This window comes from Streptomyces sp. NPDC002793 (assembly GCF_040295485.1).
Classification (GTDB): Bacteria; Actinomycetota; Actinomycetes; order Streptomycetales; family Streptomycetaceae; genus Streptomyces.
This window is the reverse complement of the sequence record NZ_JBEOVL010000004.1, coordinates 217,225-230,545: the sequence shown is the minus strand read 5'-3', so window position 1 is coordinate 230,545 and position 13,321 is coordinate 217,225. Positions and strand designations below refer to the sequence as shown.

General features: G+C 64.1%; 11 protein-coding genes and 1 pseudogene. 5 read left to right on the top strand and 7 right to left on the bottom strand.

Translation table 11 applies throughout. From position 1 onward, the window contains the following. Window positions 1-22: 22 nt before the first annotated feature. The 3 genes from ABT001_RS05920 to ABT001_RS05910 all read right to left on the bottom strand — a co-directional run bounded on the left by ABT001_RS05920 (window position 23) and on the right by ABT001_RS05910 (window position 5,058). Window positions 23-3,358 carry a DEAD/DEAH box helicase gene (locus ABT001_RS05920; RefSeq protein ID WP_351272924.1) on the bottom strand — a complete coding sequence of 1,112 codons (3,336 nt, stop codon included), beginning with the start codon at window positions 3,356-3,358 and terminating at the stop codon, window positions 23-25. Further along, entirely contained in the window at window positions 3,359-4,246 is an 888-nt protein-coding gene (locus tag ABT001_RS05915) for a hypothetical protein (protein ID WP_328866043.1), read from the bottom strand. It lies immediately after the preceding gene. A gap of 401 nt (window positions 4,247-4,647) precedes the next feature. Beyond that, complete coding sequence (locus ABT001_RS05910) at window positions 4,648-5,058, bottom strand: NUDIX hydrolase (protein WP_351272922.1); 411 nt, start codon at window positions 5,056-5,058, stop codon at window positions 4,648-4,650. 40 nt (window positions 5,059-5,098) lie between these two features. Between ABT001_RS05910 and ABT001_RS05905 the strand changes: the two are divergent. Further along, window positions 5,099-5,278 (top strand): annotated as a pseudogene (locus ABT001_RS05905) (site-specific integrase); the annotation flags it as partial. Between the two features lie 592 nt (window positions 5,279-5,870). Here the strand turns inward: ABT001_RS05905 and ABT001_RS05900 are convergent. Next, a complete protein-coding gene (locus tag ABT001_RS05900; RefSeq protein ID WP_014154899.1) occupies window positions 5,871-6,632 on the bottom strand; it encodes a phosphoglyceromutase in 762 nt (253 codons plus the stop codon). A 215-nt stretch (window positions 6,633-6,847) separates the two neighbouring features. Between ABT001_RS05900 and ABT001_RS05895 the strand changes: the two genes are divergently transcribed. After that, on the top strand, window positions 6,848-8,167 hold the full coding sequence (locus ABT001_RS05895) for an MDR family MFS transporter (protein ID WP_351272920.1): 1,320 nt from the start codon (window positions 6,848-6,850) through the stop codon (window positions 8,165-8,167). Between the two features lie 105 nt (window positions 8,168-8,272). Here ABT001_RS05895 and ABT001_RS05890 read toward each other — a convergent pair whose 3' ends face one another. Both ABT001_RS05890 and phoU read right to left on the bottom strand, forming a co-directional pair. Beyond that, entirely contained in the window at window positions 8,273-8,413 is a 141-nt protein-coding gene (locus ABT001_RS05890) for a hypothetical protein (protein ID WP_351272918.1), read from the bottom strand. A gap of 117 nt (window positions 8,414-8,530) precedes the next feature. After that, a complete protein-coding gene (gene phoU, locus ABT001_RS05885) occupies window positions 8,531-9,208 on the bottom strand; it encodes a phosphate signaling complex protein PhoU (RefSeq protein ID WP_033297130.1) in 678 nt (225 codons plus the stop codon). A gap of 199 nt (window positions 9,209-9,407) precedes the next feature. On the opposite strand from phoU, the gene phoR reads away from it, so the two are divergent. Further along, window positions 9,408-10,676 carry a two-component system sensor histidine kinase PhoR gene (gene phoR / locus ABT001_RS05880; RefSeq protein ID WP_351272914.1) on the top strand — a complete coding sequence of 423 codons (1,269 nt, stop codon included), beginning with the start codon at window positions 9,408-9,410 and terminating at the stop codon, window positions 10,674-10,676. 5 nt (window positions 10,677-10,681) lie between these two features. Further along, on the top strand, window positions 10,682-11,353 hold the full coding sequence (gene phoP, locus ABT001_RS05875) for a two-component system response regulator PhoP (RefSeq protein WP_465269737.1): 672 nt from the start codon (window positions 10,682-10,684) through the stop codon (window positions 11,351-11,353). An 88-nt stretch (window positions 11,354-11,441) separates the two neighbouring features. Here phoP and ABT001_RS05870 read toward each other — a convergent pair whose 3' ends face one another. Beyond that, a complete protein-coding gene (locus ABT001_RS05870) occupies window positions 11,442-12,110 on the bottom strand; it encodes a DUF461 domain-containing protein (protein ID WP_351272912.1) in 669 nt (222 codons plus the stop codon). A 661-nt stretch (window positions 12,111-12,771) separates the two neighbouring features. Here ABT001_RS05870 and ABT001_RS05865 point away from each other — a divergent pair. Then, the gene (locus ABT001_RS05865; protein ID WP_006380568.1) at window positions 12,772-13,254 is read left to right on the top strand and encodes a CarD family transcriptional regulator; all 483 of its coding nucleotides are present in this window, start codon (window positions 12,772-12,774) and stop codon (window positions 13,252-13,254) included. Window positions 13,255-13,321: the final 67 nt, after the last annotated feature.

Here is a 13,321-nt window from a genome sequence, read left to right as displayed (position 1 = left end):
TCGGAAGCGGCAGTGCGTCGCGTTAGAGAAGTCGTGTTTGAACTAGTGCCCGCAGGAGGTCATGTTCGTTCGGTGTTCTTGCGGATCCGAGAACAAACTCAGGGTGTCGATTGAGCTGTCGACTGCAGTACCGTCGCATTTCTTCGTCGTCTGAACTGGGCGGAGGAGGAAGAATCTCAGCTAGAAGATGCCCTACTCGACGTGGACGCGCTCCTGCTCTGACCCAGGCTGTCACTTCGGGGCTGTTCGTTCCCAATCGGACTGCGAGGGGAAGCAAGTTTAGCTGACGCAGACTGGTATCCGAAATACCCTCCCATGGGCCATCGGAATCATTTTCACGTCCGGCAGCAACAACAGCACCCAAGGCACCGGCAACCACAGAGAGCTGGAAAGAGAATCCGTTTTCTACTACCCGAAGCACCTTTGGGATGGAGTCTGACTGTCCTCTCCCCTCAGGCTTTGCTGGTGGATTAGCCAGTAGCCGTACTGCCAGCTGAGTCATCGCTTCCCCGGCCATCCAAGCATGAAGACCATCTCGGAAGTCATCCCAGGCGACAGTTCGCTCAGCTTCATCTTCTGACCATACGTTAAGGAGTTTGGTTGCTCCGAACGGATTCTTTGAGAGAATCCCGGAAAGGTCTTCGAGGGAAAGTGACTCCAGCACGTTGACGAGTAGGTCAGTCCAATCGGCCAGCGATTCAGGCGCTCCCCCTGTCAGCAAGTACCATCTGAGAAACAACTCCACTTCCGCCGTCTGGGGAAGAGGGAGTCCGGCTTTATGTGACGCCAAGGAAATCCAGTTTGGTGCAGACTTCTCAAGTAGAAATCTTGCCCCCAAACTACCGATGGCATGAGTCACTTGATCGACATCATTGGCGGCGTTCGCACGATGCACAGCCCAAGTGTTTCTGATGACTCCCTCAGCTTCACTGCCATCAGCAGAGAAAGATAGGAACGAGAAAGCAACTTCCTCGAATCTGCTCATCGATTGAATATTCAGCGAACCGTCACGTGCGCGCTGAATCAGTCCATCGAGCTGACTTGCCACCTCACTCGAAGCATCTTCGTGCTGAAGAAATTCAGCACGTTTAAGGGCTGGCTGGAGTTTGAACTTGGATTGAAAATAGAGAGCCTTGTTAGGAATCACTATAGCCATTGATCGTGCCGCTACAGTTGCCCGCCCGGCTCTTCCGATCGCGTTTAGTAGCTGAGATCTTGCTCTTCGTTCAGCCTCTGCGAAGTCTTGATTTGGATCATACCCAATACTGGTGCCGCCTATTATGACTGCGGTAGCGGGAAGATTGAGTCCTTGTGCGAGAGCGCCAGTTGCGAAGAAAATTCGCGCGCGGCCACTATCAAACGCAATTTCGCTGGCCCTTTGCTCCTCACGAAGCATGGCGCTGGTGTGCACCGCCACACCCTTGAGGATTGCCTCCCCCAATAGTGAGGTGGCACCCAACTCCTCATTTGCTAGTCGTATTAGACCAGACACTCCGTCGGGAAGATCTGTTGCCGCGAGATCCTCAAATCCTTCCGCTTCCAGTGCGTACTTGAAACTGTCATGCTTGCTGCGAGGCAGGAAAACAAGAACTCGGTGGCCTTCCGTGCCTAGATTTTGGGCGAACGCCGAGGCGGCGCGACCGTAATAGCCTTCTGTATTGAGTCCGTCATCCCGATGAAAATTGAGATCAATTGTTACGTTGGTGCGCGTAAGAGCGTAATCTTCAAGGTCAGATCCCTTCCAGGCTCCCTGCAGACTTGCTAGGAGTGAGATCGGGATTGACGTTGGGTGATTCTTTCTCCGTGCCGGCTTATTCTGCAGCGCCTCTCGCGCCTCTGTAGCGACCGTTCGGTGGTCGTTAGCGAAGAAACCTGCCATTGCGCGAAGCGTTCGCGTAGGCCTCCACGGGTTATCAATTACGATTGACGTCTTTTCTGAGACTGTACCGATCCAGGATGCTAGATCCTCGGGGTTGGCCAGCAAGGCTGACAGCATCAAGAACCTTACGTCCGGCGCTCGATAAATGATCTCTGAGACTACAAGTTCGGACAGCACAGCGCGGGTGCCGCCGTCTCCGATCAAATGAGCCTCATCGAACACGCAGAGAGAGAGGTTACCGAATTCCTCTGGGTTCTGACGCAGGGCGAGTGAACATTTTTCTGGTGTCATTACAAGAACTTGCGTGCCACCAGTTACTTGGCCCAGGGTTTCACCCGCGAGCTCGGTGTACTCAAGGCCTCCCAAAAAGTCTCTGACTTTTACACCTTCCAACCTCCCCACAGTTTCAGCCAAGTGTCTCCTTACCTGACCGGACAAGGCATTTGTAGGAGTCAGATAGAGAACCCAGCCACTTTTCAAGGCCTGGCACACGGCGAGCTCAGCCACGGACGACTTGCCAGCACCAGTAGGAACAGAAACTACTGCGTGAGCACTAGGGCCAGGCAGAGCCTTCTCTGCGTACTCTGCCGCAGCCGGCCACAGCAATGGACGACTTGCCGCCTTGTTGCGTTGATAGGTTGCGAACCGACCACCGTCATCGCTTGGCGGTGAAACTGAGCGAAGCGCTCGCCCAGTAGTTTCTTGAATTGCTGCGGCGATGAGCAGAGCCAAGTGGTGCAAGTCTGCGTACCTTGCCTGCACCGGTCGATCAGAAGCGTCGTGTTCCAAGCTATAAATGATGAAATTAATAGCTTCCAGGGCTTGCTGATCTCCGCCAGGCGAGAAGGTTAGCCACAGGAGATGATTTTGAATCGCGTCGCCGATACCGCTGATTACGGCGTGTCTAGCTACCGTTGAGATATCCGCGTTTTCATCCGGAATATTTGGAGGTGGTACACCCAGATCGGCAACCCTTAGGTTGAGAAAATTCTGCAGATTCTTTAGGAGCCAAAACTCTGCGGAGTTGCTTATCCGATCTTGCAGTTCGTTTGAGTCTAGTGAGCGGGCCGCGACTGCGGCATTGGCATCGTAGCCGGCAATCAGATACAGAAGTCCAGCTTCAATGTGCTCGAAAGTGGTCGGAGAGCCAAACGTCCACCGCTTGAATTCAGTAGATGCGGAAAATTCTTCCGACTGCGGTCGCGAACTGATCTCCAGCGCTTCAGCGGCAACGAAGGCACAAGCGCGTTGCACGGAGGGATCAAGTGTGGTTGGCAGAATCGCGTAGACCTCTAGCGCGTTCGCAAGACGGCGAATGTCATCTCTACGATCACGCGTGGGGCTAATATTTGTGTCGAACTGCTCAAAATCTTCAGCGGTTATCCACGATTGTGTGAGCATTCGTTTTATGGCAGCGGCATCAAGGTCGCCAATCCGTGGGAGTTGCTGCAGGAGTTCATCAATTCCACGGTTGTACACCTAGATCACCACTTGGTATACGGCAGATCTCATTGAATCCGCCACTGCATTGAAGAATTCATGAAAGTTTTCGATACGCAGCGCGATCAATCTTTTCCGTTCCACGGGTGGGGAGAGACGATCGAGGACCGTTCTCTTCGCGTGCAGGTCAAATTCTGTCTCATGCGTTATGAATGGCAGGTAGCACCTATGGTTCCGCCACAGCGCTTCCGACACCTGCGGCTTTAGATCTGCCGATATTACAGCCCTAAAGGTCATGAGCTCAGACCTAAGTTGCACTCCATACTCGTCCTGATCAATGTCTGCAAATATCTCAGCTGCCTTTGTAAGCTCAGAGGTTCCGTGGTCTTTAGTGGCTTTGCTTTCGCCTATTGCTACAACAAGCTGCTCGCCGTCGAGATATAGAGCGACGGAGTCGAGCCCTTGCTGTGTGGGTATGGGGTGAATGCTCGCCACTGCGTGTACATCACCAGCCACGCAGTCTGAGGGGTAAGTGGCACGGAGCACCATAATTCCGTGTACCATTCCCTCTGCTATCCAGGCGTTTCTCTTAGTATCCCTGAAGAGAATTCCCTTTTCGCTTGTAAAGTTGTTCGTTGCGCCGACAAGTGAGACGACTTTCTTCTTCAGTTCGTTCTGCGCATCGACACCTTGAGCCAAGAGGTCTGCCGATATCTGTGCATCATGTCCGACAGCGCCAGCCAAGACGCCTACAAGGTATCTTCCGAACGCGACTGCCACCGGGCGAGCGTCCAGTCCTTTCACGACCACGACTGTGTGAGTTGTGGCTCCCACCTCTTCCTCGATGTCTAGGCACGATCCAAGGTGGTTCAGCGAGCCCTGGATGAGTTCGAGAGGCGTTCTGGCAGCGGAGTGTATGTCCTGCACGTTGGGACCATAACTCAGCAAGTAGGTCCCTGTAGTTGAATCTGGACACCAGGGCATGAGGCGAAGGTCGGTGGAGCGGCTTTGGCCGGTGTCCTGCCTGGTTTGGGGTCGAGCATGATCAGGGGGCCGTACGCTGGCTGGCAACTCGGGCAGGCTGTGATCCTGCCCGGAATTTGAACGAGTGGCCCCCTGGTCTTGCTCGACGCGGGACCCGAACCAGGGAGGTGGCTAAAGCCGCGGAGCCGACCGCCCCAGCTACAGAGGGTGTCTCCTACCTCATACCCGCAGCCGCCTAGCGTGCCGCCTGGCGCGGCCAGCCGGGGCGAAGACAGAGTCAGGCCGCGCCGCAGAGGCGGCGCGCGCCCGCGCCGTGCGCGGGCCTTGATGAAGTAGGGAAAGTTCTATCGCGCTGGCGTCAGGCGCTTGCCGTCATGGCTTCGCACATGGGGCCCGTTCCCGTCGAGGGCATCCAGTAGCCGGACCGCGTAGACCTCGGACATCCACTCGGTGACCTCGTCCGGCGTGAGCCAGCCGACCGCGGTCGATTCGCTGGACGTGCGCTCGCTTCCGCCGGCGGGCTTGCATCGGAAGACCAGGGCAACGATGCCCCGGGTGGTGTTCTTGTAGACCCTTGTGAGCTCGTCCACCTCGACGTGGATGCCCGTCTCCTCCAGGACCTCGCGCCGGACGCCCGCCTCCGGGGTCTCGTTGAGTTCCAGTACACCGCCGGGGAGCTCCCAAGTGCCGTTGTCGGCACGGCGGATCGCCAGGAGTCGCCCGTCCTCGCGCACGACCACTCCGGCCACGGACACGGAGTGGAGCGGCGTTGACGTGCCTTCCTGCGCACTGAAACTATGGCCGCCGACCGTGGACACGAAGCGGGTAACGCCCTGGACGACCGAACGGCTCTTCGCTGTGCGCGCGGGTACGCTGGAGCGATATCAGGCAATGGTCGACCTCGGCGGCGGCTGCGGCCTGTGGCAAGGCGAGATCCTGGGTGTCGTGGTGGACGCGATCGATTTCCGGTCGGAGCGGACCGTTGGTGACCAAGCGGCTCATCTTCAGGTACCGCGTGAGGACGCTGGTCCGCACTCTCCCTCCTTTGCATCATGACTCGCCTGGTCGGTCACGCCTGACCGCAACAGTTGGACCACGAACTCGGCAAGGATGTTGGGTGCGACCACAGGATCGAGGGGCAAGGGTCGGGCGGCGTCCCGCTCGGCGTCTCCTCGTGCATTCAGAGGTGCGCAGTGCCAGCCGTCAGTCATTCGCCAGAACATGACTGTCCCGTGTGTCCACGGTCCGCCGGCGAGGGCAGATTCGCCTTCAACCCAGTAAAGGGCGCAGGCTCGTGCCTCATCCCACCGCTCACTCGGGGGAGCCCCGGCGCTCCGGAGAGCGTCGACAACGGTTGTGACGTACCGACGCATCTCGGCGTGCTTCAGAAGCTCTTCGCCATCTGTAGCCATAGGTGGTTGCCATCCTCTGCGTGTCGGTTCTCAGGGGCGGACCACTGTGCGCCCGGGAGCCGATCCAGCATCTGACGGCCCACACACGGCCCAGCGCACCGGAAAGCCCCCCACCACGCGGAGAACCCGCAGGTGGGGGGCCAGTTCAGCTCTGCTTACTTCTTCTTGCCCTGGTTCTTCACGGCCTCGATCGCAGCCTTGGCCGCGTCCGGGTCCAGGTAGGTGCCGCCCGGCTTCAGCGGGCGGAAGTCGGCGTCCAGCTCGTAGGCGAGCGGGATGCCGGTCGGGATGTTGAGGCCCGAGATGGCGTCGTCGGAGATGCCGTCCAGGTGCTTCACCAGGCCGCGCAGGCTGTTGCCGTGGGCGGCGACCAGGACGGTCTTGCCGTCGAGGAGGTCCGGGACGATGCCGTCGTACCAGTACGGCAGCATGCGGATGACGACGTCCTTGAGGCACTCCGTACGCGGACGCAGCTCCGGCGGGATCGTCGCGTAGCGCGGGTCGGCGCTCTGCGAGAACTCGGTGCCGTCCTCGAGCGCGGGCGGCGGGGTGTCGTACGAGCGGCGCCAGAGCATGAACTGCTCCTCGCCGAACTCGGCGAGGGTCTGGGCCTTGTCCTTGCCCTGGAGGGCGCCGTAGTGGCGCTCGTTCAGACGCCAGGAGCGGTGCACGGGGATCCAGTGGCGGTCCGCGGCCTCCAGCCCGAGCTGGGCGGTGCGGATCGCGCGCTTCTGGAGGGAGGTGTGTACGACGTCGGGGAGCAGGCCGGCGTCCTTGAGCAGCTCACCGCCGCGGACCGCCTCCTTCTCGCCCTTGTCGGTGAGGTCTACGTCCACCCAACCGGTGAACAGGTTCTTCGCGTTCCATTCGCTCTCGCCGTGGCGGAGGAGGATCAGCTTGTACGGTGCGTCGGCCATGGGTCCGAGCGTAATCGAAGCCCTGTGCCCTCCGCGCGCCCGGCCGAGGGGCGGACTGGGGCGTGAGGGCGCGGGCGTCGGGGGACGACGATTGACGGGCGGCGTCAATTGAGTGGCGGCCGGGGAATCCCCCTTCGTAATGTTCGGACAGCTGTCGGGCCACTTACACAGGTCCGCGCCCCATCCATACGCGCACGTCCCCGGGGGGAAGCCCTATGTCTGTCGCCGGTCTCAGAAAGGCGGCACACGAGACGGTCGCCGGTCTGCCCAGAGAGTTCTGGTGGCTGTGGACCAGCACGCTGGTCAACCGCCTCGGGGCGTTCGTCGCCACGTTCATGGCGCTCTACCTGACCCTGGACCGGGGCTACTCGGCCACGTACGCCGGTCTCGTGGCGGCTCTCCACGGGCTCGGCGGTGTCGTGTCGTCGCTGGGGGCCGGGGTCATGACGGACCGGCTGGGGCGCCGGCCGACGATGCTGATCGCGCAGCTCTCGACTGCCGTGTCCGTGGCCGTGCTCGGCTTCATGGTGCATCCGGTGGCGATCGCGGGCGTGGCCTTCGTCGTGGGTATGGCCAGCAACGCGTCCCGCCCGGCCGTGCAGGCGATGATGGCCGACATCGTGCGGCCCGAGGACCGGGTGCGGGCCTTCTCGCTCAACTACTGGGCGATCAACCTGGGGTTCGCCGTGTCGTCGGCCGGCGCGGGGTTCATCGCCGAGTACAGCTATCTGGCCGGTTTCCTGGGCGAGGCCGCCCTGACCCTGGCCTGCGCCGTCGTCGTCTTCCTCAAGGTGCCGGAGTCCCGTCCGAAGGAGGAGCCCCGGGCCGCCGGAGCCACGGCGCCGGACGACGTGCGGCTGAGCACCGTCCTGCGCGACGGGCGCTACATGGGCGTCGTCGGGCTGTCGTTCCTGGTCGCGCTGATCTTCCAGCAGGGTTACGTGGGCCTGCCGGTGGCCATGGGCACGGACGGGCTGTCCAGCTCCGACTTCGGCACGGCCATCGCGGTCAACGGTGTGCTGATCGTCGCCCTGCAGATCCCCGTCACCCGGTTCATCCAGCACCGTGACCCGCGCCGGCTGCTGATCCTCTCGTCCCTGCTCGCGGGCTACGGCTTCGGGCTGACCGCCTTCGCCGGATCGGTCGGGGTGTACGCGCTGACGGTGTGCGTGTGGACGCTGGCCGAGATCGTCAACGCGCCGACGCAGACGGGCATCGTCGTGCAGCTGTCCCCGGCTCACGGCCGCGGCCGCTACCAGGGCATGTACACGATGTCCTGGTCGGTGGCGGCGCTCGTCGCCCCACTGATGTCCGGCTTCGTGATCGACCGCTACGGCGCGGTCTGGCTGTGGGGCACCTGCGCGGTGCTGGGCACGGTGGCCGCGTTCGGGTACTGGCTGCTGATGCGCGGCCTGGACCTCCCGGACCCGACCGTCACCGCGTCGGCCACCCCCGCGGCGTCCCCCGCCCCTGCTTCCGTTCCCGCTCCCGTCCCCGTCCCCGCAGAGCGGGCCGGGGCCGAGCCGGTGGTCTGACGCGGCGCGGCGGTGGCGTCCCGCGACGGACACGCGTACGCCGCGGGACGCAACCCGGTGGGCATCCGGCCTTACGCCGCCCTAATCAGCCACACTCGGCCACGCTCAGCCACCACACTGGCACGGTGCGCCGGACTGGCAGCCGCACCCGCAGCCCGAGCCGCAGCCGCAGGCCCCCAGCAGGGGCAGATGCACCACTTCGGTCGGGGTCTCCTGCTGGGGTTCGGTCACGGGGGAGTCGGCCATGGTCCCTCCTCAGGGCATAGGACAGGGTCACCCCCATTGCATGCCCGGCCCCGAGGGCGCATCAACGGCGCATGAGTGCGGGAACGGAAGTGCGTCCGCCGCGACCGCCGCGCCCCTCTACGCCCCCTCCACCGGGGCCGCCGCCTGGATCTCGTCCGCGTGCTCGCCCGTGACCAGGTAGACGACACGCTTGGCGACCGACACGGCGTGGTCGGCGAAGCGCTCGTAGTAACGGCCGAGCAGCGTCACGTCCACGGCCGTCTCGATGCCGTGCTTCCAGCGGTCGTCCATCAGGTGCTGGAACAGCGTGCGGTGCAGCAGGTCCATCTCGTCGTCGTCCTGCTCCAGCTGGAGCGCGAGGTCGACGTCCTTCGTGATGATCACCTCGGCGGCCTTCGCCATCAGCCGCTGGGCGAGCTGCCCCATCTCCAGGATGGTGGCGTGCAGGTCGTGCGGCACCGCCGACTGCGGGAAGCGCAGCCGCGCGAGCTTGGCGACGTGCTGGGCGAGGTCGCCCGAGCGCTCCAGGTCGGCGCTCATCCGCAGCGAGGTGACCACGATCCGAAGATCGGTGGCCACGGGCTGCTGGCGGGCCAGCAGTGCGATGGCACGGGCCTCCAGGTCGTGCTGCAGGTCGTCGACCTTCTGGTCCCCGGCGATCACGCTCTCGGCGAGCTTGAGATCGGCGTCGAGCATGGAGGTCGTCGCCCGACCGATCGCCGAGCCGACGAGCCGGGCCATCTCGACCAGGCCCTCGCCGATCGAATCGAGTTCCTCGTGGTAAGCGTCGCGCATGGAAGTCCCTCTCCAGATCCTTGCTGAGGCCGGGGTCTTGGGGCCGACCCCCACGTTGCCACGGTGCGGGGCCAACGCGTCGGGTTCCGGCCGCCTAAGTGAACCGTCACTATCCCCTCAGTGAACTCTGGGCGACGAGTGTTCGAGATGGCACCCGGATGGCTGTGAGAGTGTCGGCGCACCCGCATAACCTTGAGGCATGGACGTGAACGCGGCAGTCGCCGCAGCTGCTGCGATCGCCGGGCTGTGTACCGGTGTGATCGCCATGCTGGCGTTCCGCTGGAGCGAACGCGAGCAGAGGCGGCCCACACGTACGTCCCTGCGCCCCGACAGCAACGCGGCGCTGCCTCCGGGAGTGGACACGGTCCTCTCCGTGCTCAGCTCCTCCGCCGTCGTGCTCGACGAGAGCGACGGTGTCGTCAAGGCCAGCTCCGCCGCCTATGCGCTGGGCCTGGTCAGGGGCGGGCGCCTGTCGGTCGAGCCGATGCTCCACATGGCCAGGGACACCCGGCGGGACGGTGAGATACGGCAGGTGGAGCTGGACCTTCCGCGTCGCGGTACGGGCCGGGGCGACGCGCTCGCCGTCTCTGCCAGGGTCGCCCCGCTGGGCTCACGTTTGGTGCTGCTGCTGGTCGAGGACCTCACGGAGGCCCGCCGCATAGAAGCGGTACGACGCGACTTCGTCGCCAACGTCAGCCATGAGCTCAAGACGCCCACGGGCGCACTGTCCCTGCTCTCCGAGGCCGTCATGGACGCCGCCGACGACCCGGAGGCGGTGCAGCGGTTCGCCGGACGCATGGAGATCGAGGCGACCCGGCTGACCAACCTCGTGCAGGAGCTCATCGATCTCTCCCGGGTACAGAACGACGACCCGCTCGAGGACGCCGAGCCCGTGCGGGTGGAGGACCTGGTCGCCGAGGCCATCGACCGCTGCCGCCAGCAGGCGGGCACGAAGCAGATCACCATGGCCTCGGGCGGCGCCGAGGGCCTCTTCGTCTGGGGGAACCGGAGCCAGCTCGCGGCAGCTCTCGGCAATCTCGTGGAGAATGCCGTCAACTACAGCCCCGCCCGCACCCGCGTCGGTATCGCCGCACGGAAGATGGCCGCGCCCGGCGGGGATCTGATCGAGATAGCCGTGACCGACCAGGGCATCGGCATCTCCGAGAAGGACCGCGAGCGTGTCTTCGAGCGGTTCTACCGCGTCGATCCGGCCCGCTCACGGGCCACCGGTGGCACCGGTCTCGGCCTCGCCATCGTCAAGCATGTGGCCGCCTCGCACGGCGGGGAGGTCACCGTATGGAGCTCGGAGGGACAGGGCTCCACGTTCACCCTGCGACTGCCCGAGTCGGGCGTCGTACGGGGTCGTACCACCGGCGGACCCCTCCTCGTCAACGGAGCTGTTGACGACGACGGACCGTACGAGACCGATTCCTATGAACCATTTCCTGCCCCGGAGGCTCTTCCGTGACCCGAGTGCTTGTCGTCGAGGATGAGGAATCCTTCAGCGACGCCCTGTCCTACATGCTCCGCAAGGAAGGCTTCGAGGTGGCCATCGCGGCCACCGGCCCGGACGGCCTTGACGAGTTCGAGCGCAACGGCGCCGACCTCGTGCTGCTCGACCTGATGCTGCCGGGTCTGCCCGGCACCGAGGTCTGCCGGCAGCTGCGTGTCCGGTCCAACGTCCCGGTGATCATGGTCACCGCCAAGGACAGCGAGATCGACAAGGTCGTCGGCCTGGAAATAGGAGCCGACGACTATGTGACCAAGCCCTTCTCCTCGCGGGAGCTGGTGGCCCGCATCCGCGCGGTCCTGCGCCGCCGCGGGGAGCCGGAGGAGGTCACCCCGGCCGCGCTGGAGGCGGGCCCGGTCCGGATGGACGTGGACCGTCACGTCGTCACGGTCTCCGGTGGCAAGGTCGACCTGCCGCTGAAGGAGTTCGACCTGCTCGAGATGCTCCTGCGCAACGCGGGACGCGTGCTGACGCGCATGCAGCTGATCGACCGGGTCTGGGGTGCGGACTACGTCGGCGACACCAAGACCCTGGACGTCCACGTCAAGCGGCTCCGCGCCAAGATCGAGCCCGATCCGGGGGCGCCGCGTTACCTCGTGACGGTGCGGGGCCTCGGCTACAAGTTCGAGCCGTAAACCGGACCGTAGGGACGGTAGGGACCGCTGAGCGAGGGCTGCGGGCTACGTGGGGGTGTCTCCGTCGGAGACACCCCCACGCGCGCCGTCAGTGGGCTGCGCCGTCGCCTTCCGGGGCGGCCGCGTCCTCGGTCGTACCCGAGGGGCTTTCGGACTGCTCGCCGGGCGCCTCGGACTGTTCACCGGCACCGGGCGTCTCGGACGCGGAGTCCGAGGGGGTGTCCGTGGGCTCGGCCGAGGGCAGCACGCTCGGGCCGAAGTCCTTGAAGTAGCCCTTCGCCGGGACGACGGCCGCGCCGAGCTCGACGTCGCCCGTCTCGCTGAACGCGAAGGCGACGGTCTGTACGTCGCCGCCGGCCCCGGCCGCGCGGCCGTTCTCGATCACGGCAGAGGCGTTGTTCTTCCCGCCGATGACGACGCTTCCGCCGGCCGGGACCACGAGCGGTCCCTTGCCCTTGGCGGGCTGCAGCTCCACCGTGGCGTCGGTGCCCGGCAGGGTGATCCGTTCCACGACCTCGCGCTTGGTGCCGTCGTTGAACAGGGTGGCGGCGATGACCGCCGGCCCCTCGGCGTCCGGCTCGGGCTGGGTGATGATGTTCAGGTTCTGGATCTTGATGGAATCGACAGCGGTGGCCGCGTTGTCCGGCCTGACCTGAAGCGTCTGCGCGTTGTTGCCGGCGCCGCACGCGGACAGCGCGCCGATCGAGAACACGAGGGCAGTGGCGGCGAAGGCGCCGTGTCGAAGGCTGCGGCTCACGGCGGCGGCAACTCCTTGAACGTTCGGACTGCGGACTTCGGACTCTGCGGACAGGAAGGCCCGAGCGGCCGTAAAGCCGCCCTAAGTGTGTGTCAGCGGGCCCAGGTTACCGAGCCGCCGTCCCGGGCCCGCACCCGACCCGCCTCATGAGCCGCCCGACCTGGGAACCGGTACCGCCGGCCTTGCCGAGGACATCTTCCGGCCGGGGTGCGGCAGTCTCCCCGGCCATGACGATTCGCGCGGTGTTCACAAAACGCGATGACCGGTGCGCCGGCCGGCCGATGATCGATTTCCGGGCGGTGGCGCATTTCCCCCGCATAATGCGCCCGGCTCGACGCCGTTGATCAATTTCAATGGCCACCGACGCTAAGAGCCGTACGGGTGATCGAGGCCCGAACGGAGTACGGGAAGTTCACCACGCGGAACCCGGCAAAACGGGACGTTCGGCCCCTTCTGGAGGCCTTCCGGCATCTGTGGCGCGTGTGTTTCGGTGCGCCCGCACGCCTGCTCCGACCTGCGAATATCGCCCTCCGGAAGCCTCTCGCAGCACGTTCCTGTTGCAGTTGTCAAGCCCCGAGATATGCCCTGACCTGCGAAAACGCCATTCAGGAGAAGCCGTTCTCGTGTTACTCTGGATAGCCACGGAAGGGGTACCTGTCACATGACGTTCAAGGTTGGCGACACCGTGGTCTATCCCCATCACGGGGCCGCGCTGATCGAGGCTATCGAAACTCGCCAGATCAAAGGCGTGGACAAGACCTACTTGGTGCTCAAGGTCGCCCAGGGCGACTTGACGGTTCGTGTACCGGCGGACAATGCGGAGTTCGTCGGTGTGCGTGACGTAGTCGGGCAGGAAGGGCTGGACCGGGTCTTCGAGGTGCTGCGCGCGCCGTACGCCGAAGAGCCGACGAACTGGTCCCGACGCTACAAGGCAAATCTCGAGAAGCTCGCCTCCGGCGATGTCATCAAGGTCGCCGAAGTGGTGCGTGACCTGTGGCGTCGCGAGCGCGAGCGCGGACTCTCCGCAGGTGAGAAGCGCATGCTCGCCAAGGCCCGCCAGATCCTGGTGAGCGAGCTCGCTCTCGCGGAGAACACGAACGAGGACAAGGCCGAGGCCCTGCTCGACGAGGTCCTCGCGTCCTGAACGGGACGACACCGGTGACCGGCAGCGATGCCGGTGCCCGGACGGCGCCGGTGATCACACGGCGACG

Coding starts and splice junctions, on each gene's coding strand:
- ABT001_RS05900 (WP_014154899.1), bottom strand. CDS start 6,632: ATGGCCGACGCACCGTACAAGCTGATCCTCCTCCGCCACGGCGAGAGC.
- ABT001_RS05895 (WP_351272920.1), top strand. CDS start 6,848: ATGTCTGTCGCCGGTCTCAGAAAGGCGGCACACGAGACGGTCGCCGGT.
- ABT001_RS05890 (WP_351272918.1), bottom strand. CDS start 8,413: ATGGCCGACTCCCCCGTGACCGAACCCCAGCAGGAGACCCCGACCGAA.
- phoU (WP_033297130.1), bottom strand. CDS start 9,208: ATGCGCGACGCTTACCACGAGGAACTCGATTCGATCGGCGAGGGCCTG.
- phoR (WP_351272914.1), top strand. CDS start 9,408: ATGGACGTGAACGCGGCAGTCGCCGCAGCTGCTGCGATCGCCGGGCTG.
- ABT001_RS05865 (WP_006380568.1), top strand. CDS start 12,772: ATGACGTTCAAGGTTGGCGACACCGTGGTCTATCCCCATCACGGGGCC.